This window comes from Pseudoalteromonas rubra (genome assembly GCF_005887095.1).
Lineage (GTDB): Bacteria > Pseudomonadota > Gammaproteobacteria > Enterobacterales > Alteromonadaceae > Pseudoalteromonas > Pseudoalteromonas rubra_E.
On the sequence record NZ_PNCI01000042.1, the window covers coordinates 51,368 to 74,925 of the forward strand.

Here is a 23,558-nt window from a genome sequence, read left to right on the forward strand (position 1 = left end):
TGACTTTTTTGTGGATGAACAATTAAAGTACCTACCCTTAGGCTGATGGAGTCGCAACCTAACCATGACAACGCTCTCGAACGATTACACTAGAACGACTATGAAAGGCATTGATATCTTGCTCCAGCAGCATCAGGTGCCAAAGGGGCCCGGTTATGCCGTCGCTGTCTATCAAAGAGGGCGGGTGATTTACTGCGGTGCGGCAGGCCTGGCTGATATAGAGCGAAACGTGAGTCTGACTGCGGCGTCGGTATTTGACATTGCCTCGGTCTCTAAGCAGTTTACTGCTGCAGCCTTGGTGATACTGGAGAAACAAGGCTTACTCAGTTTGGACGACAGGCTGGCCGATTATCTCGATGGGTTGCCCGAATACTGCAACAGCATTTGCCTCAGACACTTGCTGAACCATACCAGTGGTTTGCGTGATTACAATGAGTTGCTGTTTCAGGCGGGTGTTCAGTTCGATCAGGCCGTGAGCGACAGCCAGGCCCTGGCCATGATCAAACGTCAGTATGCGCTGGAATTTGCGCCAGGTGAAAAATTCGAATACTCAAACACAGGGTACTTTTTACTCGCTCTGGTGGTTCAGGTCGTGACCGGAAAAACGCTCAGCCAGTTCAGCCAGCAAGCGATCTTGACGCCTCTGGAGATGACCAGTAGCTATTTCTGGGGAAGAGCGGGCCAGGATCAGCCTCCGGTGGTAAAGGCCTATTGCGACGATGGTAACGACGGCTATGAGCCTCAGATGGCCAACTGGCAGACGGCGCGCTGTGCACAAATACGCACGACTTGCTCAAGTGGGACAATATCTTCTACACGCAAGACCCATATTGGCGGGATGTCGCCGCGCGATTGCAGCAACCGGGTATGCTCAATAATGGAGCGCAGGCAGAGTACGGGCTGGGGCTCGAGTTTGGCCGCTATCGGGGCCAGCCAATCGTGTTTCACGACGGTTGCTGGGGTGGTTATTTGTCGCAATATCTGCGCTTTCCCGAGCAACAGCTGTCCGTGGTTGTATTGAGTAATGATGCAGACGGCGACCCTATTGGGCTGGCTGAAAGTATCGCTGATATTGTGCTTGCCAATGTCCTGGTCGACGAGCAGGTACTGCCCGAGTTGGCACGCAGAGAAGCGTTTAGCGAGTCTATGCTGCAAGCCCTGCCAGGCAGGTATGAGTTTTTGCATGACCCTGAAAACGGCTTTGAAATTGTGCGCAGTGGCGAGCAAATTACGTTGTTGTTTGGTGGTGAGAGGGTTTTATACCATGCGGGTGACGGCCAGTTAGTTAACGACGCAGGTCAGTTAACGGTGATATTTGATATGCAGCAAAGCCAGCTTGTGTCCTGGTTAGGCGCACGTACAGGCAAAGCGTTTAAAGTCAGAAAAATTAACGATTTTCAACCATCTAAGGCAGATTTAAATAGGCTGGTTGGTCGCTACTTTAGTGCAGAGTTGAACACTCAAATTGAAATTTGTCATAACGGGCGAGCATTAGGGATGATCAGCGCTGAAGAAGTGTACCAGCTGGAATATTGCGAGTCAGATTTACTAAAGACCAGTCATGAGGATATAACCAGGTTGAGAATTCAACAATGCCAAGGCACTGTGAGTTTGTTCACGGGTGTGCACAATGTATTGAATATAGAATTTGTTAAAACTTAATTGCTGATGAGTGAGTCGTGTTGTTGAAGCTTTGCAAATAAAAACGCTATGTGCAGCCCGGTATGATTGACCACAACAAAGGCAGTCAACGGCAGTCGCTAAATTCAGTTTAGTTAATTACATTGTTAAAAACCGCTCTGTCATTTAGAGCGGTTTTTTTGTGATCTTTGGCTGCATTATGTCTTTTGGTGAAGGCTGTAATTGAGCGTTCTCAACAAAAGCATTTTGGCAGCACTCTCCGCACGAAAGAAATGTCGTGTTATTACGCATAGGGTACTTCTATGGTTAGCACCATATTGGCTTTTCTAGCCAGTTATCTGGAAAACCCATTTTGGATGTATCAATCTTGTGCTGATTGATTAAATGTTTCAGCTTGAGTTTCCACAGGTTGCCTGGCGCTATTATATCCATCAAGTTTGCGGTCATTGTGAGAGTATTGTAGAGCTTGCGAAGGCGTCTATCGCTATCTGGAAGAAGATGCAACGATTGTAGTAATGCATCAGGCCCTTTTTTGGGGAGCATCATGGTTTTTGTAAAATCTCGGTTCCAGAGCCTCGCATGATGTGCTGAGTGATTTCTGATTAAAGACAGATGCTGACAAAACGACGTCATGACCTTTTCATCCAGTTTGTAAATACGGCTTATATCTTGTCTATCTTTTCGCTGTTTGATATTCGAAAACCACTTAGATAGGTTGCCCAAGGTCATTAGTTCGACCACTGCCCAGATTGGAGGCATTAGCTCTTCATATTTCGACGTTAAGTGCTTGATAAATTCTTCTTTACTATTCTTAACATCCCTAGCTAACTGACTCACACTGCTACCATATATCAATGGATTTAAAAACAGCTCAGGCTTTAAATGAGGGTGTGCTGTGTTATAGGAATGGCTGAGGTGGTAAGCGAATTGGGTGCGCAGGGAAACTTCAAATCGTTCAATTGCGTCTAGTATAAGCAGCCTAAGCTTCCGGTCAAATATATACAGGTTTAATACATCGCTGAATGAGGTGTTAGCTTGAAATATATGATTTGAATGGTTTTGTTCAAATGGGAGAAAGTAGGCTGCAAGCCTGTAATAGTTTAACTGTGACAAGTAAAACTCAGCTTCTTCTGTGTCTTCAACGTTTAAACCTCGGGCCTGGAGTTGCTTAATCTGGGCATGGTAAGTGGTTGGAGGTTTGCTATACCGGACCTTAGGGCTGTTGCGCATTTCTATACCCCATAAACGAGTAACCCCTCGCGGTGCGCTGTTCCAATGAGAAGCGGGAGGGGTATTGTTACGGTGGATTATAGCGTCTAAATCATTAGATTCAAGGCTAAATACTGTCCTAATTTGACTCGATATTGCAGTTGAGCCGTGTCATTTCAATCTGAATGTTAAAGCTGACATAAGACGACTGTGCTCACTCCACACTCACCCCATCAAAACTCTTCATCAAAACTCTCTATCAAAAAACGCCATTATCATTTTGAATATCGCCACCGCTGAAAAGTGAGTAAATGCGCATCGACAGGTCCAGGGCCTGGATTGAGTCCCAGTGCTCTACAATGCGGCCGTCTTCTATACGCCAGGTGTCGATGATGTTCATGCCTTTTTGGTCATTGCCACGGTGATCTTTATCCAGCGTGGCGTGAGAGTGAAAAATCACGAAGTCGCCGTCTGTGTAGATGTGTTTTACGTCGTAGCTGTAGTCCGGGTAATCCTCTACAAACGCTTGTAAAAAGCCGACCAGACCGGGAATTTTATCCGGTAAGTTGCGGTTGTGCTGCACGTAGGCGCTGTCGTTGTAGTGCTCCAGTACATAGTCAAAGTTGTGGTCGTTCATCAGGTTTTGTACAAAGTCGGTGACCAGGCGTGCGTTGCTTAATTCCTGCTCGCTCCAGTTTGGTTTTTTTAACTGATCAAACTGGATTTTAGGGGCGTCTTTGCCAGCGGCAAATGTCACGGTACTGACCAGTAAAAGTAATGCTGCACTTAGGGTTTTCAACATGGGGTGCTCCTTAGTTGTAAATTCATGTTTAAGTCTCATCTGGTAACCATGGTAATTATTAGTAACTACCTTTGCAAGAAGGCACAAATTACTTACCAGGGTACTTTTTGGTAACCCATGTCGCACGTAGGCTGTGACAATCAGGGTGTTAAAGCGTGCGTTATGGCGCATCGTATTGCGCCCTGACAAGCACCGCTGAATAAGCCACAGAGATAAAAGAGGCTGAAGAAAGTGGTGTAACGTTATGAAAATAATTGAAATAAAAAGTTCGAACGGGCCCATTCAAACGACATAAGTGCATTTTACCAGCATTGTTTACCCTCACCAGTTCATGGACCTAATACGAGGAAGATAATGAAAAACACTGACCATACAACTAAACAATGGGATGCCCGATTTTTTTGATGTTACTGGCGGGCATGCTGTATGGGGCGGAAGTGGGATTATCGCTGGACTTTTATACCAATGGGTTACTGGCGCTGGCGTTTGTGTGGGCCAGCCGGGTAATTCGCGCTGATACGGTGGCCGGATCTCAGGTAGCGTGAACAAACGCTTTGGGGCGCTTTTACTCATACGAAGTGTAGAAATTTGGGTACATATTGCGCTACTGTGGTTGTATGTTTTTAAATCTGAAAGGAGAAACAGATGAGCATACACAAATCGGTATTTGTGACTGGCGGAACAGGTAATATAGGCAGTGCCATAGTGCAAGAACTCGTCACACATGGCTATCAGGTCAAGGTGTTGTGCAGAAATGCAACAAGCGCTGATAAAGCCTTGCAACTGGGCGCAACGGCCGTGACGGGGTCACTGACCGAGCCGCAACCCTGGCTCAGCGAGCTTACGAGCTGTGATGCGTTTATCCATACCGCCTGTACCTTTGATGACAAGATGGGCGAGGTGGATGCGACGCTGATGCAGGCTGTGGCTGACCATGCATTAACACGCGCTACGCCACTTATACTTGTATATACCGCTGGGTGCTGGGCCTATGGCAGCCATGATGCGGTGATCACCGAAACCACGCCAAAGCATTCAGTGGCCGATTTTCAGTGGATGCTGGATAACATCGCCTGGTTATCGGACAAAGAAAACATCGACTTACGCGTTGTCAGCCCGGTCAATGTGGTGTGCGAGGAAGAGCACTATTTGCCGCCCATCCTGAGCTGGGAAATAGAGCGCTGTGGCAACCCCGTGTTGCCAGCGGAAGAAACGCAAACCTGGCCACTGGTTGAGCGCACTAACCTGGCCGAGCTATATCGTCTGGTGCTTGAGCGCGGCAAGCAAGGTGAAGAGTACATAGGATCGGCAGAGCCAAGCGCTCCGCTGGCAAGCTTATTACAGACATTGTCTGCGCAACCAATTGTGTGCGGGCAAGCGGCGCAGTGGGCGCAAATATATGGCACCTGGACAGAAGGCTATGCACTGCAGCAGGTGTTCTCAAGCGACAAAGCCATCCGCGAGTTAGGCTGGCAAGCCAAACCCTTTTTGCCAGCGCATTAAGCGAGTTAGGCCCGAGCTTGGCTTTATGGCGCACAGTGACAGTACAGGGTTGCAATGTAAAGCCGCTCAGCTTTAGCCGATGTCTGGCCTTTCTCTTTGTTTTATATAGATAAGTTTTATATTCAATTTCTTATCAGGCAAAATTATGCCTATTTTGTAGAGATCAATGGCTGGACAGTGCTGCATGTGGGAGATGGGGAGCTGACCGACGATATAATTGCAGGGCTAAAACTGGACGAGCAGCGCATCGATGTGGCGCTTATTTACGACCTGTTGGTGCGTCGACAGCCTCACTATGTATCACTACTTAGTAAACTAAATGCCGGGCAGGTTGTGTTTTTGCATATCCCGCCCGATAACATTTCGTCTTTTGCAGGCTGGCTGACAGCAAATTTGCCGGCAGCGGCCATGTTGTCACCCCAGCATAAAACCTTGGAATATGAAGCAAAAAGCGTCGAAAAAACGGTTAAAAACTACAAATAAGCAAGAGTGGAAAGTTAATGAGGCCAGTTAAACAGGCCTCACGAATTTACTGTTTATTACTGACGGGTGGTGTGGGTGCACCGTGTATGTCGTCAGGTGTCTCAGTGGCACTGTCTGGCGGCGTGTCGTCTTCGCAAGGCACGTCATCCGCTTCGTGGTCCTGGGGATCATAATCCCGGGGTTGTGTGTCGCCAGCCTCATCTTCATCCACAACCAGCATTTGCTCGTGGGCTGTGGTTTCTTCAATCCGCGGATCCATGGTGGCGGCCAGTGGCGAGTTAGTCACATCGGACGTACCCACCACATAGTCGCTGGGTTCGGGTCGTTCGGCTTTTTGTCGTGAGTTGATGTAAGTGAGCAGGGTAAACATGAGCACAGTAAGCAGGGCTATGGAGGCATACAGTGCCTGGTGTCCAAACTGCGCCATCAGCTGAGCATTGACCGCAGAGCCAAGCGCTGCACCGCCGCCAAAGGCGACCAGCAGGGCCGAAGAAACGCCAACCCTGTCTTCGTCATCAACGCGCGAGTTTGCCAGCGCGGATGACAACGGATATAAGGTAAATGCAAACAGACCAAAGATAAAACTCAACACATAGGCGGTTTGCTGCGAGGCAGGCAACAAAAATAACAACAGGCTCACCAGACCTATGATTACCGCGTTGCTGCGCAGCAGAATACTGCGGCGGATCTTGTCTGAAATGATCCCCATCGGCCATTGCGCCAGTAGTCCGGCAAAAATGGTGATCGACATAAACAGCGCGATCTCTTCTGCATTAAAGCCCGATGAATGGGCGAAGGTCGGGGCAAGGCCATAAAAGCTGCCATTGATGATCCCGGCAAACAGGATGGCTGTCATTGACTGGGGCACCTTACGGATGTAACTGAACAGGCTGACCTGAATAGGTTTAAGCGGTTTAGGATGGATCCGGCGGGTAGTTGAAATCGGAATGATCCCCACCGACAGTGCCATGCACACTAAAAACAAAGGTGCATAGCCCAGCTCCGGAAAGTGCGACAACGCATATTGTCCTGCCACCATGCCCAGATAAGAGGTGATCATGTAAAAAGAGAACACCCGGCCACGGGATTCCGGCGCGGCTTGTTCATTTAACCAGCTTTCCAGCACCATGAAGTTACACATCATTCCGAGCCCGACAAATAAGCGCAGTGCCAGCCACAGATAAATGTTATCGCTCACCCCGTGGGCAGCCACACAGGCGATGACCGCAGCCGTACTGGCAGCAAAGGTCCTGATATGCCCCACTGATTTGATCAGGTGATAGCCCAGTTTGGAACCCAGTAACAGGCCCAGGTAATAGCACGAGGTCAGTAAACCTATCCAGAAGGTGGAGACCCCTTGTTTACCCAGGTACAAAGCCAGATAGGTGGTCAGTAAACCGGTGCCACTGATCAAAAACAGATTGGTAAAATAGAGCGACGGGAATGATTTCATTTGATTATTATTTATGCGTCAATACAGTCACATAGTAGATGAAGAATCGCGCTTTGACTAGCAAACTTTGGGGGGCTGGCAGTGGGAGTGTGTGCGCTTTATTTCGAGGTTTGCGGGGGCACGGGCCCCCGACACGCCGGCAGTCTTACAGCGCCCGGACGTGAGATTTGGCTTAGTTTTTAATACTTTTCCATAGTGATGACGCTAGTGTCTTCAGCTTGTTATTAGACTCCTTCTCCAGGGCATTGGTACCTACAAACTGTTGGTATGCATCGTAAGCAGGTACAGATAGAGTCAATAAGTGAACATCCTGGCACTGTTTAAAAATCTGGTCTGGATGAACATCCCAATCAGCAGCAATCATTTTTAGCAGTTCAATCCCATCGATTTCTTTAAGTGTTGACGGACATTCACTCAACCCGTGAATAGCATACTCCTGGGACAGGGCTGTTTCTATGGGTGTAGGGTGCCCAGAGCTAAAATAAGCCTTTTCCGGGTTGTTGCTCTCGCACAAGTCGTCATTCTCTTGTGGCTCAGACACAAATGATCTGACAAGCTGTCCATTTGCTGATTGAAGCCAAAAGAAAGAATTTCCTGAGCTTCTGATGCCATAAAAATGAGTTTTGCCAAAGCGCTTACTCAGAGCATTGGCAAGCGCCCCCTGTAAGTTGATTTGCTTTTTCAAAGCATCAGCTAGCTCGTAATCTACATAGTATGGAAAGTTACTTGGTCTCAATGATGAGTGGGTGTAGGGTAAGCCCCAGCCACCGAGGTAGATGTGATCATCTAGTTTCGCTGCGACGATCCCTGTTGCGTTGTAGACTTTAGACTGATTGAAGTCGGGCTGAGATCTTTGTGTTTGTTCTATTTCAACGAACTCATCAAGAAAGTTCAGTATACCGTTAATATCCTGAGATTGAATGGTCATCCAGATAAAATTACCATGCAAAGTTGGAAAACACATGCGCTTAATACCTCGTTATTCAAGCTGGTGTATGGAAGCAGGTAAACCATTTTAGATCCACCCTGAAAATCGCTACTGGTTCAAATGGACGGTGTGGGAGTATAAAAATAAAGTCAGGCGTCTAGTCACTTGGTACAGCAACATTATAAGGTTGATAAAATATCGGCCACTCAGATTCTGCCAACAATAAAAACACTCATCTTCTCTGTCAGCACGGTACATCTTGGCTATTTTAAAGTAAGTAAATTCAGAGATCTATTATCACAACTCGCGATGCGTGTTTGAAGCGGATAAGGCCATAAAAAAGGCGATACCTAAGTACCGCCTGACTGCTTGTTCTCAATAGTAAATCATGGGGTGCTTAGTTACAGGCACCTAAGTCTGTCCAGACTTTCCAGGCATTACCCACGTTGGAGTTTTGTGCCGGGTTCTTGCCACGGTGCCACCAGTTGCTGTGGTATTTACGACCATTGTAGGCAACTTCATTGCCTGAGCGATAAATCTTGCTGGCAGACCAGGTTTCCAGGCCAGTACAGCCGCTATTATTATTGCCATCCGTGACGGAGACCGACTGAGTCACGGTGTGTGTAGCACCTGCATCGTCTGTTACCGTCAGTGATACCTGATAGCTGCCGGCGTTAGCAAAAGCGTGGTTCACGTTTACACCTGTGGTTGCGAAGCCGTCGATATTCCAGTCATAAGCAACAACCTGGCCATCCGGATCGCGGCTGGCACTGGCGTTAAACCCACAGGCAAGGTCGGTACAGCTGGCGGTAAAGCTGGCTACCGGAAGTTGGTTTTCCTGCGTGCCGCTACAGCCATTGGTAGTGATATAATCAGACGCAGCCTTGGCCTGAACTAAGCCATGGCCGTATTCATGGTCGCGACCTGCTGAGCCTAAGTCGATGGCGGTGGCATTCAGGGCATTACGGATATCGACATTGGTACAGCTTGGATGCTGGCTCCAAACCAGCGCGGCAACACCGGCTACGTGTGGGCTGGCCATAGACGTACCCGACTTTTCATCGTAATCCAGTATGGCTTCTAGCTGCACTTCGACCGTGCTGCCCACAGATGCCAGAAGGGCTGTGCCGTCTTCCTGAGACAGAGAAATCACCGGGATGGTCACACCGTGTACCCCGTCACCCAGCGTACCACCAAAGGAGCCCGGGGCATTGTTATAGACTATGGCTGCCACACCACCACCGGCCTGGCAGTTTGCCGCCTTATCTTTGAAGGATGCACCACCACGTTCAATTAAACACACACTTTGCGTGGCCGCACAGGCGCTCAGACCTTGGCCACAGTCGACGAGTTCAGCACTGACCTTACCTTCTACCGAGTTGGTCATACCGCCACCTTTAACAAACACCCCATTCGCGGTGACGCCTGCTGCAACCCCGGTGCCACGCGGTACCGTTGATAAAACGTTGGTGCCAGGTGCAGCAATCTCGACCTGCGCATTGTACTGAGATGAGCTGTTTTTAACGCGGTTTTCGTCAATGTTGGCCACCGATACCACCGTATCGTAGCTGGCAGGGTAGCTGAGGGTCGCGTCGCCGCCGTTACCGGCTGCTGCAATCAGTAATACGCCTTTGTCGTAGGCTGCCTGCAAGCGCTCCTGAAAGTATTGGCTGGGGCTGCCACCACCTAAGCTCATATTGATGACTTTAGCGCCATTTTCAACACAGTTATCAACGGCGCGGGCAATACGAGAGGTTAAACCTTGTTTGCCGTCATTGTCGAATACGCGCACGTTATGTACGCCAATTTTATCATTGGGCAGCACACCCACTACACCCTGGCCGTTTTTCAGCGCCACTATGGTACCTGCAACGTGGGTACCATGGCCGGAGCCATCCTGATACCAGGTCAGACCGCCCGGCAGATCGGTAAAGCCAGTGGCGTTTTGCGGCAGGTCCGGGTGGCCCAGATCATAGCCTGAGTCAATCACACAGACCTTAAACAGATCAGCATTGGTGTCTTGCAGCAGAGGAGCCTGGACTTCAGCAAGACCATACGGTGAGACTTCCGCGCTGGTAGTCGATGAGAAAGGTACGTACTCATAATCTTCTTCAATGTAGGCATACTGGCCAGATGCTTTCAGTTTAGCGACTTGCTCAGCAGTCAGCTCCATGGTTACCACAGTGCCATTGTTATCATTTGACAGTACTTCTGCCACAGGCTCAGCGGCAAAGTCCTGCGCAATAGCTGCGCGGGCAAAGCGGCTGGTTTGCGGTGCAAAAATGGCTAAATCGCTTTGTTTAAGAATGTACTGTTTGGTTTCTTGTGCGGTGACGGCGGTGGACGACAGGGCCGATAAGGCAAGCGCCAACGAGGTGAGTGTGAATGTCTTGTTCATCTTGCTTCCTACTGATTTATTATTGTTGCTACTTGTTATGTTTGCTGCGTCCGTTGCAATGGTGTCCTGTTTGTTGGTTATTTTGTACCCCAATAAGGATCAAACTAACCTTTGATGTTTTTATTTGCAACCCATTGTTAATTTAAATGACACAAATAAGTAAAAATGATGAACAATTCGGGTACATACTCATGCTGAGGTGCTTTGATAAGATGCACTTTTGCCGATTGGCTGACAATACCTGGTCTGGAAAAGAAACTGGCGACTGTAGAGGCACATATTCGCGGTTGTCATCGTGATACTCGTCAAGCCCGGGATGATATTGCCGCTATGTAAGGTGGGCTTAAACTGGAACAAGTGCAGCGCTGAAGAGAGCCGCCGCACTTGTTCCGGATAGCCAGAGGTTAAGACCCCCGGGCTTCTTTTGAATAACTATTGAAGTCGGAGATGTAATTAGGGTCTTTTTCCGACACAACCCCGAACACGTGCTCGATGGCGTTATGGATCCCCCAAATATCTATGTACTCAGGTTCACCCTCGGCCAGGTTATACAGGGCTTTTTCGCGGTTATATCGCGCATTTACCCAGTCAAAACACAGTGGTTTTCGGTGATGGTAATCGTGCTGAGGTAAGTCGCCTACCAGAATAAACAGGCGCACTGGCAGATGGTAAAACAGTTGCACAAAATACCATTTCAGTTTGCTGATGATGCCTTTTTCCGGATATTTTGAGCCACAAAAGCGTCCCCACGAGATATCGCTGTAGAAGTAAGGATCTTCCAGCAGATCTTCGGTACTTTTAATGTTATTTTCAAACCAGGCGTGCTCACTGCAAATCTCTATGAAGGCACTGATCTGATATAAGAAAACGACGGGTACGATGAAGGCGAAAAACAGAGCGCTAAAACCACCGGTCAGATAGTAAGGTACGGCCAGCAGGGCGGCAATATAGGCGATAGACAGCAGGCTTCGGATGCTTCGTTCGGCACTGATATTGTAGCCCAGGCGGGTAATAAAGAACGACAGGTGGAAGATTGGCGAGAAAATGCTGATGAAGAAATTCAGATACAAATTTTGCTTTTTCGCCCCTAAATCTATACCAAATACCGAGAAAAACTGCACGATAGGGTCATACTTGGTCGCAAAGGTCAGCGGACCATGATGGATCTTACAGTGGTCGACCTTATAGGTTTCATAGTCCTGAGTCAGCATGAGTAGCGTCACAAAGTCGCCTAATAATTTATCAAACAGGCCGTTGCCACTGAGCCTCTCGTGAACGCTCTGATGGAGAATAACCGCCGCCATTCTGCGCGTAGAAAACACCAAACCAGCCCAGCACAGCAACATGATGGCAATGCTTTGATCGGCAACCTGATTGTAAAAGCCGCCAATATAGGAAAGAAAGAAAATAGCTAGCACAAACGCGACGTACAGTATCCAGTGTAGTTTGAATAGTGGCTTTTGCCCGGCACATGGCTTGCCGGTAAGCCAGGTAGCGACTGCTTTTGGAATAAGAGTACGATTGTATGACTCTCTGATTAACGCACTCTGCTCTTTATTTAGTTTCATTGTCTTAGTTCACTCTATTGAATAATTTCAATGTCAGATCTTGGGTAACTTTGGCATGCCAGATAACCACCGGCATTGGGGTTGCTTTCAACTTCACCTGACACCAGGTGATAGCGACACTGGCCACATTCGCCCGAGCCACAGCTGTATTTGAAATTGATTTCATTGGAGCGCAAGATGGTATCCAGGATGGTCTTACTGTCCTTTCCTTGCACTTGTGAATTGTTCACTGTTATCGTGAACTTTTTGCTTCTTTTAAAAAACATACTATCTCCTTTAGCTTAATGCTGTGTTTTAAAGTTGCTTTAATAAGTTGTTGTCAGAGCATGGTTTTTAGAGAAAAGAACACCCCCATACTGGCCAGTACAACGAATAAGGTATTTTTTACCAGCAGGCTCAATACGATCGCGATAATACCGGCCAGTAAAAAGGGGTTAGTGATGTCTTCGGCCGTAAAAACCATCTCGCCAAATACAATGGGCGCTGCCATGGCGGTCAGAATACAGGGGGCGGTAAAACTTAAAAATCGCTGTACTCTCAGGTCGAGCTTGATAGGCAGTTTTTCCATAAAAAAAGCGTAACGCATGAAAAAGGTGATCAAGGCCATTAACAGGATCAGGTCATAACTCATTGCTGTGCTCCTACAGTGCTTCTTTATCCAGGCTATACCCCACGACCATGCCTATCAGTGCAGAGAGCAACAGGTCATTGGGTACATCGAGTTTGTGGAACAGCACAGCGCAAAACGCCGATACCAGTACCGCGACTAACACGGGGGATGATTTTATGTTGGGCACCACCATGGCGATAAAGGTTGCGGCTATGGCAAACTCCAGCCCCAGGCTTTCGAGGTTAGGAATGCTGGTGCCAGCGATAATGCCTGCCAGCGTAGACAGGTTCCAGATAACATAGAAGGTGGCCCCTGAAATCAGCGCATAATCCAGCGGAAAGCGTCCCAGCTCTTTGCGTTTGTTTTCCGTGACCGCGAACATTTCATCGGTGAGTAAAAAGGCCATGAGCATCTTGTGATGCAGTGGCAAAGCGATGGCGCTGTTACGAAAGGTGGCGGAATACAGCAGATGGCGTGAACTGATCACCGCAGTACTGCCCAGAATCGTGGCGATCCCACCGCTGGCACCGACTATGGTCAAAGAAGAAAGTTGTGCCGCCCCGGCAAACACCAGCAGTGACATTAATTGGGATTGTAAAGGGCTCAACCCCACTTGTATTGCCAGTGAGCCGCATAAAATACCCCAGGGGATCACGGCAATAGACAAGGGAAGGATATCAAAAAATGCGGCCAGTCTGAGTGACCTGACTGGCTGTGTGCTCATGGTTCGCTCCGTGCTCATGGTGTCTACCTAACTTGTTTATGAATGTAACAACCTAAGCGGACCACGATCATGACTGAACGGCTTTATTTCGCTGAGGTTGATGATCTTTGCTGTTTTTTTGCGGAAGAATGTACCCTGAATAGAACCCGGTTGCAACAATAAATACCCATAAATAAAACGAAATATTTTCAATGTTGCAGTAATTTTATTATTGTGTTTTTCGAAGCGTGAGGGTATTCGTCTTCAGTAAGAAAAATTTAATATAAATAAATACTTATAATTAGTTTGTTGGGGCGTTCATTCGCTGCCTGAACTGCTTAAAGGAGGGCCAAACAAGCAGCAATGATGCCTGGCCCGGTGAGGCTAATAATCTTGATACAAATAATGGATTTTCTGACTTTTGTCTGGCTCGCAGGAAGAATAGCCAATCTTGATTATTGTTCCGGTCGCAGCAGCTGACAGCAGCATGGCAGTATTAATGTCTGCGGCACCATCAGACAGCTCGTAGTACCAGCAGGTGTTACCATTGTTTGCGTTTTTTTTGCATTCATCTCCTTTCAGTCGAAAGTTGACCCTTGTATCAGTGGGGTAGATACGTTCAACCATGCCGACTCCTTTTGCCGCCATTGCCGATGGTGCAAGTGGCAGTAGCAGCGAAAATGCTAACATCAATTTGGTATTCATTGTTGATTCCTTTTATCCGGATAAGTAGGTTGTTACTTTTTTAACGTGCCGTGTTTTTGTCGTCAAGCTGGTTCAAGCTGGTTCAAGCGGTGTCATTCGGCGTTTTCAAGCGTGTTTGGCAGCACTATGGTGTAGCGACACCCTTGTCCTGCCTCACTGTGGCACTCTATGGTACCTTTGAGTTTTTGCGTCACAATATTAAAGACTATGTGCATCCCAAGCCCAGTGCCACCGTTGCTGCGCCGGGTGGTATAAAAAGGCTCGAAGACTTTACTTAGGGTGTCGTCACTCATGCCAGCACCATCATCAGATACAATCCAGGTGATCTGTTCGTCACTGGTACTGAGCGAAATCGTGACCGTACCGGGTTGGGTGCCCTCATCAAAGCCATGCTTAATGGCATTATCCACCAGATTTGTCAGGATCTGAGCAATCGCGCCCGGGTAAGTCGACATCCTGGCTTCACCGGGAAAGTCGGTTTGCACTGAGACCTGAGTATGCTTCCACTTAGGGTGCAAACTGGTGAGTACGTCGTTCAGGTAGTCTGGCAGGTTAATGGTACTTAGCTCTTCAATGGACTGGTCGACAGCCACCTGTTTGAAGTTCTTTACTAACTGAGCCGCACGATTCAGGTTGGACTCAAGCAGTTGCAGACTTTCTTTCAGCAAAGCCATAAACTGCTCAAGGTTGTCTTTGGTCAGTTTGCCACTGGCCAGCTTTTGCTCGCACTCCGAAAGCGCCTTGCTGGCATAAGACCCTGCGGTAATGCCAATGCCCAGCGGTGTGTTGATCTCATGGGCAACGCCAGAGACCAGTCGGCCAAGTCCCGCCATTTTTTCCTGCTGGACCAACTGTTGCTGGGTCACTTTGAGATCGTCATGGGCGGTTTGTAGCTGCGCAAAGGTACTTTCGAGCTGAGCAACAGAGTCGGCGTTGGCCAGTGCGATGGCGGTATAGTTGGCTATGGTGCGTAACATTTGTACGTCGTTGTCGCTGAAGGCATGCGGCTGAAAGCTTTGTACGGTTAAGCAGCCAATGATACGGGTATCAATAATCAGAGGCAGGTAGATCAGCGACTCACTTTCGGCACCACTGACCGGCGCTGCAATGTGGCCGACATAGTGCGTTAGTTCACTGATCTGATTGACCCTGAGCTCTTTTTGGTGGGTGACGCACCACACGGCAGGGCGCTGAGTGTCGGACAGAGCATATTCAAATTCGGGTAGCTTTTGCCCTTTTTCAATCGCCAGTCGACAGGAAATCCGCTGCTTTTCGGTATCCAATATCCCAACCACAAAAACATCGGCGCCCATTAACTCATTGACGTGTTTATAAACACGTTCCAGCACAGACGAAAGATCTAAAGTAGAGGTGATGTCTTTGCCTATGGTGCCCAGCATCGAGATATTGGCGGTGCGCGATTGCACAAGACTGTCCAGGGCAACCTGTTGCTGCTTGAGTTCTTTGATCCGCCATAAATACGCCAGGTATAACAAAGTGGTGATCAGTAGCAGTAGCCCCAGGCGAAACCACCAGGTTTCATACCAGGTCGGTAACTGAATGACTGCCAGGTTTAACTGCTGCTTGCTCCATTGTCCCTTACGGTTGCTGCCTTTGATCTTGAGTTGGTAGTGACCGGGCGGCAACCGGGTGTAGGTAATATGGCGTTTACTGGCATCCACCGGGATCCAGTTGTCGTCATAACCGACAAGCTGATAGGCATAACGATTGCTGTGTGGTGCAGTATAATCCAGCGCGGCAAATTCGACTGAAAAGCTGCGGGTGCTTGGCGGCAGCACCAGCTGCCTGGATACTGTGACAGGCTGATTATTAACAGCAAGCTCACTGATCACCACTGGCGGGTGATAGGTCCACTGCGTCCAGCGTTCGGGGCGCAGCAACAGGAGCCCTTTTGTGCCACCAAACACTAAGGTGCCATCACGTAGTTTAGTATAGGAGCCCGTCCACATGGTCCCTGTGTCCCAGTCATCGGCAGTGCCCAGATCTTCAAAGCTTTGCGCTGAGGGGTCCAGCCAGCCATAGCCATTCCAGATCCGCCCTTGTGCATCTTCCATCAGGTTCCCTGCGGTACCAGTTGGCCTGCCAACCAGTTGATCCAGGGATTCGAACTGTGCGTGATGACCATCGAAGTGAACCAGCCTGTCGAGCCCATGTGGGGTAGCGACCAGCAGGCGTCCCTGACTGTCAACCAGTAAGCTTTTTATGTAATTGTCTGAAAGCGTTTCAGTGGTCAGTGCCTGGGCACTGATCTCGGTCACGGTTTTCGCTGTCAGGTTAAGTACAAATAAACCAATACGGGTGCCGACCCACAGCAGATCCGGGGTCATATAGGCCATGGTCAGGACGGGCTTACCAGACAACAGGGTATGATTTTTAAAGGTGTTCAGGGGCTGCAACTGGCGGGTCTGAATGTCCATCAGCGCTAACCCGTCGTCGGTGCCAACCCACAGCTGACCATTGGCGGTTTCCTGTAACATCACCACCTGATAACCGGGCAGACCATCGGCTTTGCTGTAACGTGTGAACTGCTGACTCTGGGGATCAAAATGGTGCAATCCGGTATTTGCTGAGCCGGCCCAGAGGCTGCCATCAAAGGTTTGCCGGATCACCCGGACATAGCCGTCGGCGAGTTTGCTGGGATCCGCAGGATCGGGTCGATGACCTGTTACCACGCCAATACGGGGATCTATGATGTCGATCCCTGTTTGTGCATTGCCAACCCAGATCTGACCATTGTTCAGTTCTGTAATGCTGCGGACATCCTCATGACTGAGTGAATGTGGGTAGGATAATCGCCGGACAAACGTTCTGAACGCACCATTGTGGGGGTTATGACGATTCAGCCCGTTGCCCCAGGTGCCAGCCCAGATCAGTCCGGAAGCATCAATAAGCAGGGCACCCATAGAGTCGAGATTGATGCTGTAGGGGTTAAGCGGATCATGGCGAATATGTCGGATCACTGCACCGCTGTTGGCATTCACCACAGTGATCCCGCCTCCGGAGGTGCTGAGCCAGATATGATCCGGATCCGGTTGGATAATGCCATTCACCCAGTGATGGCTGAGGCTGGTTGGATCGCCGGGGCGATGGCGGATACGGGTCACCTGATCCGAACCGGGCGTGAAAAAAGCAGCACCATGATCTGTGGTGCCAACCCAGATAGTGTGATCGGCTCCCTGAAACAGACGAAATACGTTTTGCTGATTAAATGCCGACTCAGTTTGACCACGTAGTGGTTGTTGCCAATCGGCCTCCCCGGAAGTATGTCCATTCGGTAAGGAGACGCGGCAGAGTCCCGTTTTGCTGCCCACCCACAGTGTATTTGTATCCCTGAGCAACAGTGAACGCAGGCGTGGTTGTGCAAGCGGCTGATCGCAGCCAGTAATTTTCAGTCGTGAAATCCGACCTGTGGTGGCCTGAATGTGATTCAGGCCGTTATCCGTTGCGGCGTAAATGTTACCCTGATCATCCCCGATTAGCGCACGTACCGTGTTGTTATACAGGCTGTTGCTCTCGGAGCGGTTATGTTCAAACCGTTTAAAGCGCCCCGTTGCAGGGTTGTAGACGGATATCCCGTCAGCAAAAGTCCCTATCCAGATCCGGCCATCCTGAGCCACCCATAATGACCTGATAAAGCTGCCCGACAGGCTTGTATCATCTTTCGGGTCATGAAGAAATGACACAAAGCGGTAGCCATCAAAGCGGAGCAGGCCAAATTGGGTGCCTATCCAGATAAACCCGTCCCGGTCCTGCGCTAGTGCGGTGACCACCCCCTGGGGAATTTGCTCGTTGTCGCCTATGGTCTGAAAAATCAATTCGCCAAGATCGAAAAACGCACTGCCAGTCGTTGGTTGTTGCTTCTGATGTGTGTTTATCTCAGTTGCTGTAACCGCCGCCCAGATCTGAATGGGTATCAGGTAAATACCTAGCAGTAAAAATAAAGCCGCCACGCGCAGCTGGCTGTGTACTCGAGTCACTAGTGCTCCCCCAGGTTTAGTGCGCTGAGGTAAAACCGATATAGTCCTATCCAGTATAGATAATCTGGCACGGTGTGCGCCTTGTTTATTCCGGTTTATTCTGTTTAATGGCTTCAAGATAGCGACTTTCCACGAAGTTCTTCTCTTTACTGAGATGTTTTAGCTTTTGTCGGGTTTGGTCTAGCTCCGCTTTCAGGGCGGCCACTTCGGCACTGCTATTGTCTCCCTCATGTTCGACCGACAGCTGATCTATCAGTTGATTCTGCTCCTCGATTTGCCGCTTGTACTGATTAAGTAAAGTTTGGGTTTGCTGGTCGCTCATAACGTTAGCGGAGGATCCGGCTTTGTCTTGTTTTAGTTGTTCCAGCTCTTCCTGTAACTGCGTATTTGCCTGGCGCAGTGTGTCGGCAGACTGGAACTGGTGCTCCAGTTTTGAGCTGACATGGCGCAGTTTTTTACCGCTGCTATCCAGCTCGCCTTTCAGCCGCTTAATTAACTTATGAGAGCGGATGAGTTTTTTATTCAGTTCATTGATTGAGCCCTGTTCTTCTTTGGTGATGTGATCAGCGGTTGATGCTCGGATCTGGGAGAGCTGATTTTCGAGTGTCATTTGTACCTGCAAAAGTTCCGCAATGGTTTTGCTGTGCTGCTGTGTAAACTGGCTGGCCCGGGTCACCGATTCGCGGCACTGTGCAAGCAGTTCGTCGTTGTCTGGTGAGGCTTGTTTGTGGTTTAAAAAAGTTCCGGCAAACTGGCGAAACTCTCTTAAAATCAATAATAAAATATAGAACCAGGCTGCCAGGATCAGCAGCCCGACATTCAGCGCTACGTATTGGTAAACTTCGAGAGGAACCATAAGCTGTGATACGCCGCTTTTGTTTATCAATAAGATAAGTTTAGTTTTCGTTGAAAATTCTGCCTATACTTAACAAGAATAATTGCGTTAGGGTTAAGAGTGAAAGTTCTGATCGTTGACGATAGCCATGCGACCTGTGAAATCATCCGGCGTGCTCTACAACAGTTTGAATACCGAAAGCTGTTTTTGCGCTGTGCCAGTCGTGTGGATGATGCACTGGAACAGATTGATAGCTGGCAACCGCAGATCATCCTGACTGACTGGCATATGCCAGACAAAACAGGCATCGAGTTGCTTGAAACTCTGCGTGTTAGCCACCCAGAGCTGCCGGTAGCGATGATTTCTACCGTTGATGACACAGCACAGATAGAATACGCGAACTCTTTGGGCTGTGCGTTTTTTCTGTCCAAACCCTTTAGTGACGATGCGCTGCGTAGTGCGATTATGCCATTGGTGCTGGAACTAGAGGCCAATGAAGTGATTGCTGAGGATGAGGCAGTGCCACTTCGAGAAGAGCTGGCATTACCAAAAACCGATATGCTGGAGCGCCTGATGCAGAAAAATATCAGCGACTCCCTGATGTTAAAACCCATTAAGGCGCAACAGTTGGATGAAAGCAAAGTCCCCTGTGTGATGGTGGTGTATGCAGAACGTGGCAGCCAGAAACCCCGGGTAATTGGGGTGCTGGATGTGTACGCAGCCTGTGTATTAGCCAGTAGTTTGCAAGTGATCCCCGAAGAAGAGGCACACAGTGCCATTCATTTAAATCAGGTGAATCCGGAAATCATGACGGCCTGCAAAGAGGCATTATCTAAAACGGCCTATGCATTTTTGGATAAACAGAGCAAAATGAGTCTGTTTGTACGAAGTTGCACCTTTTTGTACCAGCGCCACCCCAAGCTAGAGCGCTTGTATCAGTACCCACTCGATAGCCGCCTGGACTTAAGCTGTGAGCGTGAGGGCATGGCTCAGGGAAAAATGCTGATTGTCGGGGTTTAATGCCGGGTGATTCAATTCGCAATCATGTATGTGGGCAGGTCTTCAATGGTGCTATCGTAAAGTAACAGAATAACCAATTGTCCGCAGGAGGGACGATGTTATTTAGTTCTGCCTTAGGAAAGCACTGGCTTTGTCACCTTTTAACCGTCTCTGGTTTGAGCTGTGTTTTAGCCGGATGTGTTGTAATTCAAGAGCAGGTGCCCGGTGCTGCTTTGACACATCGTTATATAGATAACCAAAATGGCATCGACGGGCTGGATAATGTACGACGCCTGCTGTTCGATGAGTCCCGCAACCTGCTATATGCAGTCAGCGCGGATGATGATGTTCTGGCAGCGTTTCGTGTGGCTGATGACGGATCGATCAAAGGTTGATTCAGTCAGGGTGAAAGGAATGTCGAGCGCTGAATTATTTATGCGTGAAAGTGGCGTTATTTCTATAGAGTTGTGTATTTTGAAACAGTTAGACATATTTGCAATAAGTTTTAACGCTCACAGAAATGTGTTTAGCAGGTTTTAGTTGAACTTGGTTTCTCTTCCCTGCTAGTCTTGTCAATTGTGACGATTTGAAACTGTAAAATACTCTTATTATTGAATAATACTGCACTTGCTGACTATGTAATGATGATAGCTATGCTATCCAAGCTAAGTTAGTTACCTCGTCGTCTATCAATTTCATGAAATTTGACCACTTTAATTGGGTGACATGTCTTCGTTAACGGATATTAAACTGACTAAACTTGGCACGTTCGTTCTGGATTTGGACGATCAGGTTTTGTATTGCGATGCTGACGAGGTTGCCATTGAGCCCAAGGTCATGGCGTTGCTGTTGTATCTGTATGAAAATCGGGACAGATATGTGAGCATCGAAGAACTTCATCAGCAAGTCTGGTCAGATCGTATTGTCTCTGATACCGCTGTGCGCAGTGCCGTAAAAAAACTCAGGTTGATTCTGGGAGACAGCGATATTGCCAACGCACGCTATGTGAAGTCGGTTTCTAAACGGGGTTATAAACTGGTCTGTGAGGTTGCGCCCGTGGATAGTCTCGAGCCAGACGACGTGCCACCCAAAGACATACAAATCAATGACGCATTACCCAGAGACACCAGTGATAGTGTAAAAACGCTACCAGCGCCAAGCCTTGATGCTTCTGAATTAACCTCTGAGCCTGATAAATCCGCTAGTGACAGATGGTTTGCTACTTGGCTGGCGTTTGCCACGGTGTTGGCGATGGTGGTGGGTTGGGTAAAGTATGATGCAATTAGCACCTTTATCAAGGAAACTCAGGTGGTGAAGGTGGCCGATTTAGATCAGATTACGTCTTTCAATGGTGAAAAGCTGGATATTTCGGTTTCCAGTGATGGCCGTTACGTTGCTTTCAGCGGTCGTACATCGATAGAGGACGATCTTCAAGTATATATTTTTGATAGACAAAATGGCACCACCAGGCAGCTGACATATAATGCAGAGAATGTTGTTAATGTACAGTTTGCTCAGAATGATAAAGTATTAGTGTATACAGATGCTATAGACGGAAACACTGCCTTACGTTTGCTTCCCCTGACCATGGTGGAACCGGAGCAGGGTCAGATAACCTTGATTGAAGGTGTTGAGTCTATAGGTGACCTTTCACAAGGGCGACACCCTTCAGAAGTGCTGTTTCCCATGATCCCAGCCGGGGCGGGAGATAGCATGCTTTATGCACTGGATCTGCAGTCTCGCCAATACTCTCGATTATTCACTCTCAGTGAGCCTAATGAGCTCCTTTATCATGCCAGTATATCTCCTGACCTGCGACAGCTAGCTGTGTTAAAAGAAGGCCAGGGGCATTATCACGTGGTGTTGCTAAACCTCGAAAATAGAGAGGAAACACTGGTATATAGCAGGAAGGCACCCATTCGCCACGTGGATTGGAAAAACCTGCAAACCTTATTACTCCTGGGCAGAACAAGTCTTATTCAGCTTGAGCTGGAGTCGGGGGAAGAAATCAAACTCATTGAGGACAAAGAGACACTGCTACGCTCTATAGATTCGCACAATGGAACCGATATTTTCCTGACTAAACGAGCGTTGACCCGGGCAAATCGTTTGTATCTGGAGCAATCGCTAGGGGCACAGAAGCAGGTTTTGAATATCATTGATGCGGAGCCTCAGATTGTAAACATGTACTATGATGAGACCTCTGACACGCATAAATGGGTGTTACTCCTGCAAAATGAGATCTTTACAATAGGTCGGCTGTCACTCGATACACGTAAAGTAGAACCTTATTTGGTTAGTAAAGAAGTTCTGGAGCTGTTAAGTATTTCTCATGCCGCCAAAGGCATACTGCTGAAGCAAGGGGGCAAATTAGCACTCTTATCTATGGAAGACAGGCAGGTTGAATACATCACTTCCTCATCAGAAATTACCAGCGATGCTGCGTTTAGTATGGACAACCAGCACATTTACTATGGAGTAAATGTCGCCGGGGAATGGGAAATACAGCGTTATAGTATCGAGACTAAAATGAGTACTCTACTGCTGCCTGAGTACCGCTCCATTCGCCCGGTTGGCGATGGCTATATAGCAGCTAAAGCAGCCCCGGGTGATGGCCCGCTTTATTACTTCAGTGATTTGGACAGTGATGCAATTGCCCTTAATCATAAAATCGACTTCAGACACATTTGCCGCTGGTATGTCAGAGGGGACCTTGTTATCTGGAGTACGTTTGATACCCGAAAAACTTACCTTCATACACTAAACTGGCGTACCGGTGAATATAGCCAAGACGCACATCGTATTTACGCATTTTACCCCACCATATCCACAGATGCTGCAGGCAGTAAGGTCTTAGCCTTATCTGTACAAATAAATGACACTGCTGTTGTCGGAATGACAATAAAACACTAACATAGATCCCTGAAAGAGGTCCCTCAATAATAACTTTTATTGGCCTCTGTTTGTACTTTACCCAATCAAATAAAAGGATCATCATTTTGAATAAAGTAATTAAAAGCATTGCCTATGCATTGACTGTGGTATGTGTATCAATGACATCGTCGACCGCCGTTGCTTCCAGGGAAGATCATATTGGCCCAGTAAAAGACTGTAAAAGCGCGACTGTTTGTGAGTGGCCCTGGGATTTGTTTAATACGAAGAGATAGTGTTGTTATTTTTTTTAAATAAATAATTAAAATAAGTCTTTGATAAAAAGGCTTATTTTTTTGGTTATAAAAAAGAGATGTAACAGTTGTTTCGAAACTTGAGATAAATTTTTATAGTTTTAACCGAGTTAACAACAACCGGACAAGGATTGATGAATGGTTGTAACTTAGTCGGTAATCTGGCGCAGTTTGCCAGCGCAACCAAGGGAGGTAAGCGAATTACGGACAATACTTCTTGCAAGGAAAGGAAGAAGTAAGTACCAGGCCCTGAAGGAGCGATAAAGGAATGCCTGGTGTTAGCTCAGAATGTACCGCAGAATTATTTAGTGGTTAATTCGGGTACGTTTGTTGCATATAGTGCAACTTGCAGGTGGTGCAATAACAATAATAATAAACAGATCTGGACCAACACAAGGAGAGCAACAGGAATAGTGTTGGAAGCATAGGGTGAATGCCTGCCACCCGTTGTTATGCGTCCCAGATGTTCACAAGGAAAGGTCGATGATGATCAAGGAGTGAGTTCCAGCGATGCAGTGGTCCTACTGCTGCTGCATCG

18 protein-coding genes and 1 pseudogene are annotated in these 23,558 nt (G+C 48.1%); 7 read left to right on the forward strand and 12 right to left on the reverse strand.

Annotation, left to right across the window (positions count from 1 at the left end):
* Positions 1 to 100: 100 nt before the first annotated feature.
* A pseudogene (locus CWB99_RS24635) lies at positions 101 to 1,662 on the forward strand (serine hydrolase domain-containing protein).
* A gap of 285 nt (positions 1,663 to 1,947) precedes the next feature.
* Here the strand turns inward: CWB99_RS24635 and CWB99_RS17545 are convergent.
* Both CWB99_RS17545 and CWB99_RS17550 read right to left on the reverse strand, forming a co-directional pair.
* Positions 1,948 to 2,871 (reverse strand): Abi family protein, encoded by a 924-nt coding sequence (locus tag CWB99_RS17545; protein WP_138552251.1) that lies wholly within the window; start codon positions 2,869 to 2,871, stop codon positions 1,948 to 1,950.
* Positions 2,872 to 3,109: 238 nt separating this feature from the next.
* On the reverse strand, positions 3,110 to 3,652 hold the full coding sequence (locus CWB99_RS17550; RefSeq protein ID WP_138552252.1) for a nuclear transport factor 2 family protein: 543 nt from the start codon (positions 3,650 to 3,652) through the stop codon (positions 3,110 to 3,112).
* 401 nt (positions 3,653 to 4,053) lie between these two features.
* Between CWB99_RS17550 and CWB99_RS24160 the strand changes: the two genes are divergently transcribed.
* The 3 genes from CWB99_RS24160 (at position 4,054) to CWB99_RS17560 (ending at position 5,638) form a co-directional block, all read left to right on the forward strand.
* Positions 4,054 to 4,197 (forward strand): hypothetical protein, encoded by a 144-nt coding sequence (locus CWB99_RS24160; protein WP_171045383.1) that lies wholly within the window; start codon positions 4,054 to 4,056, stop codon positions 4,195 to 4,197.
* 100 nt (positions 4,198 to 4,297) lie between these two features.
* Positions 4,298 to 5,155: an NAD(P)H-binding protein gene (locus CWB99_RS17555; RefSeq protein WP_138552253.1), complete on the forward strand. Its 858-nt coding sequence runs from the start codon at positions 4,298 to 4,300 to the stop codon at positions 5,153 to 5,155.
* 96 nt (positions 5,156 to 5,251) lie between these two features.
* On the forward strand, positions 5,252 to 5,638 hold the full coding sequence (locus tag CWB99_RS17560; RefSeq protein WP_138552254.1) for a hypothetical protein: 387 nt from the start codon (positions 5,252 to 5,254) through the stop codon (positions 5,636 to 5,638).
* Between the two features lie 46 nt (positions 5,639 to 5,684).
* On the opposite strand, the gene CWB99_RS17565 is transcribed toward CWB99_RS17560, so the two are convergent.
* The 10 genes from CWB99_RS17565 to CWB99_RS17610 all read right to left on the reverse strand — a co-directional run bounded on the left by CWB99_RS17565 (position 5,685) and on the right by CWB99_RS17610 (position 18,857).
* Positions 5,685 to 7,091 carry an MFS transporter gene (locus CWB99_RS17565; protein WP_138552255.1) on the reverse strand — a complete coding sequence of 469 codons (1,407 nt, stop codon included), beginning with the start codon at positions 7,089 to 7,091 and terminating at the stop codon, positions 5,685 to 5,687.
* Positions 7,092 to 7,263: 172 nt separating this feature from the next.
* Positions 7,264 to 8,055, reverse strand: coding sequence for a hypothetical protein (locus CWB99_RS17570; protein WP_138552256.1), 792 nt, complete (start codon positions 8,053 to 8,055; stop codon positions 7,264 to 7,266).
* 361 nt (positions 8,056 to 8,416) lie between these two features.
* Positions 8,417 to 10,417 (reverse strand): S8 family serine peptidase, encoded by a 2,001-nt coding sequence (locus CWB99_RS24820; RefSeq protein WP_138552257.1) that lies wholly within the window; start codon positions 10,415 to 10,417, stop codon positions 8,417 to 8,419.
* A 404-nt stretch (positions 10,418 to 10,821) separates the two neighbouring features.
* On the reverse strand, positions 10,822 to 11,985 hold the full coding sequence (locus CWB99_RS17580) for a fatty acid desaturase (protein WP_138552258.1): 1,164 nt from the start codon (positions 11,983 to 11,985) through the stop codon (positions 10,822 to 10,824).
* 14 nt (positions 11,986 to 11,999) lie between these two features.
* Positions 12,000 to 12,251: a 2Fe-2S iron-sulfur cluster-binding protein gene (locus tag CWB99_RS17585; protein ID WP_138552259.1), complete on the reverse strand. Its 252-nt coding sequence runs from the start codon at positions 12,249 to 12,251 to the stop codon at positions 12,000 to 12,002.
* A gap of 53 nt (positions 12,252 to 12,304) precedes the next feature.
* Positions 12,305 to 12,616 carry an AzlD domain-containing protein gene (locus CWB99_RS17590; RefSeq protein ID WP_138552260.1) on the reverse strand — a complete coding sequence of 104 codons (312 nt, stop codon included), beginning with the start codon at positions 12,614 to 12,616 and terminating at the stop codon, positions 12,305 to 12,307.
* A 10-nt stretch (positions 12,617 to 12,626) separates the two neighbouring features.
* Positions 12,627 to 13,319 carry an AzlC family ABC transporter permease gene (locus CWB99_RS17595; protein ID WP_138552261.1) on the reverse strand — a complete coding sequence of 231 codons (693 nt, stop codon included), beginning with the start codon at positions 13,317 to 13,319 and terminating at the stop codon, positions 12,627 to 12,629.
* Positions 13,320 to 13,682: 363 nt separating this feature from the next.
* Complete coding sequence (locus tag CWB99_RS17600) at positions 13,683 to 14,003, reverse strand: hypothetical protein (RefSeq protein ID WP_249331976.1); 321 nt, start codon at positions 14,001 to 14,003, stop codon at positions 13,683 to 13,685.
* Positions 14,004 to 14,095: 92 nt separating this feature from the next.
* Positions 14,096 to 18,001, reverse strand: coding sequence for a two-component regulator propeller domain-containing protein (locus tag CWB99_RS17605; protein ID WP_138552262.1), 3,906 nt, complete (start codon positions 17,999 to 18,001; stop codon positions 14,096 to 14,098).
* An 85-nt stretch (positions 18,002 to 18,086) separates the two neighbouring features.
* A complete protein-coding gene (locus tag CWB99_RS17610) occupies positions 18,087 to 18,857 on the reverse strand; it encodes a chromosome partitioning protein ParA (RefSeq protein WP_138552263.1) in 771 nt (256 codons plus the stop codon).
* A 99-nt stretch (positions 18,858 to 18,956) separates the two neighbouring features.
* Here CWB99_RS17610 and CWB99_RS17615 point away from each other — a divergent pair, with 99 nt between their 5' ends.
* The 3 genes from CWB99_RS17615 (at position 18,957) to CWB99_RS17625 (ending at position 22,748) form a co-directional block, all read left to right on the forward strand.
* Positions 18,957 to 19,856 carry a response regulator gene (locus CWB99_RS17615; RefSeq protein WP_138552264.1) on the forward strand — a complete coding sequence of 300 codons (900 nt, stop codon included), beginning with the start codon at positions 18,957 to 18,959 and terminating at the stop codon, positions 19,854 to 19,856.
* 95 nt (positions 19,857 to 19,951) lie between these two features.
* Positions 19,952 to 20,230: a hypothetical protein gene (locus CWB99_RS17620; RefSeq protein ID WP_138552265.1), complete on the forward strand. Its 279-nt coding sequence runs from the start codon at positions 19,952 to 19,954 to the stop codon at positions 20,228 to 20,230.
* 331 nt (positions 20,231 to 20,561) lie between these two features.
* Entirely contained in the window at positions 20,562 to 22,748 is a 2,187-nt protein-coding gene (locus CWB99_RS17625) for a winged helix-turn-helix domain-containing protein (protein WP_138552266.1), read from the forward strand.
* Positions 22,749 to 23,558: the final 810 nt, after the last annotated feature.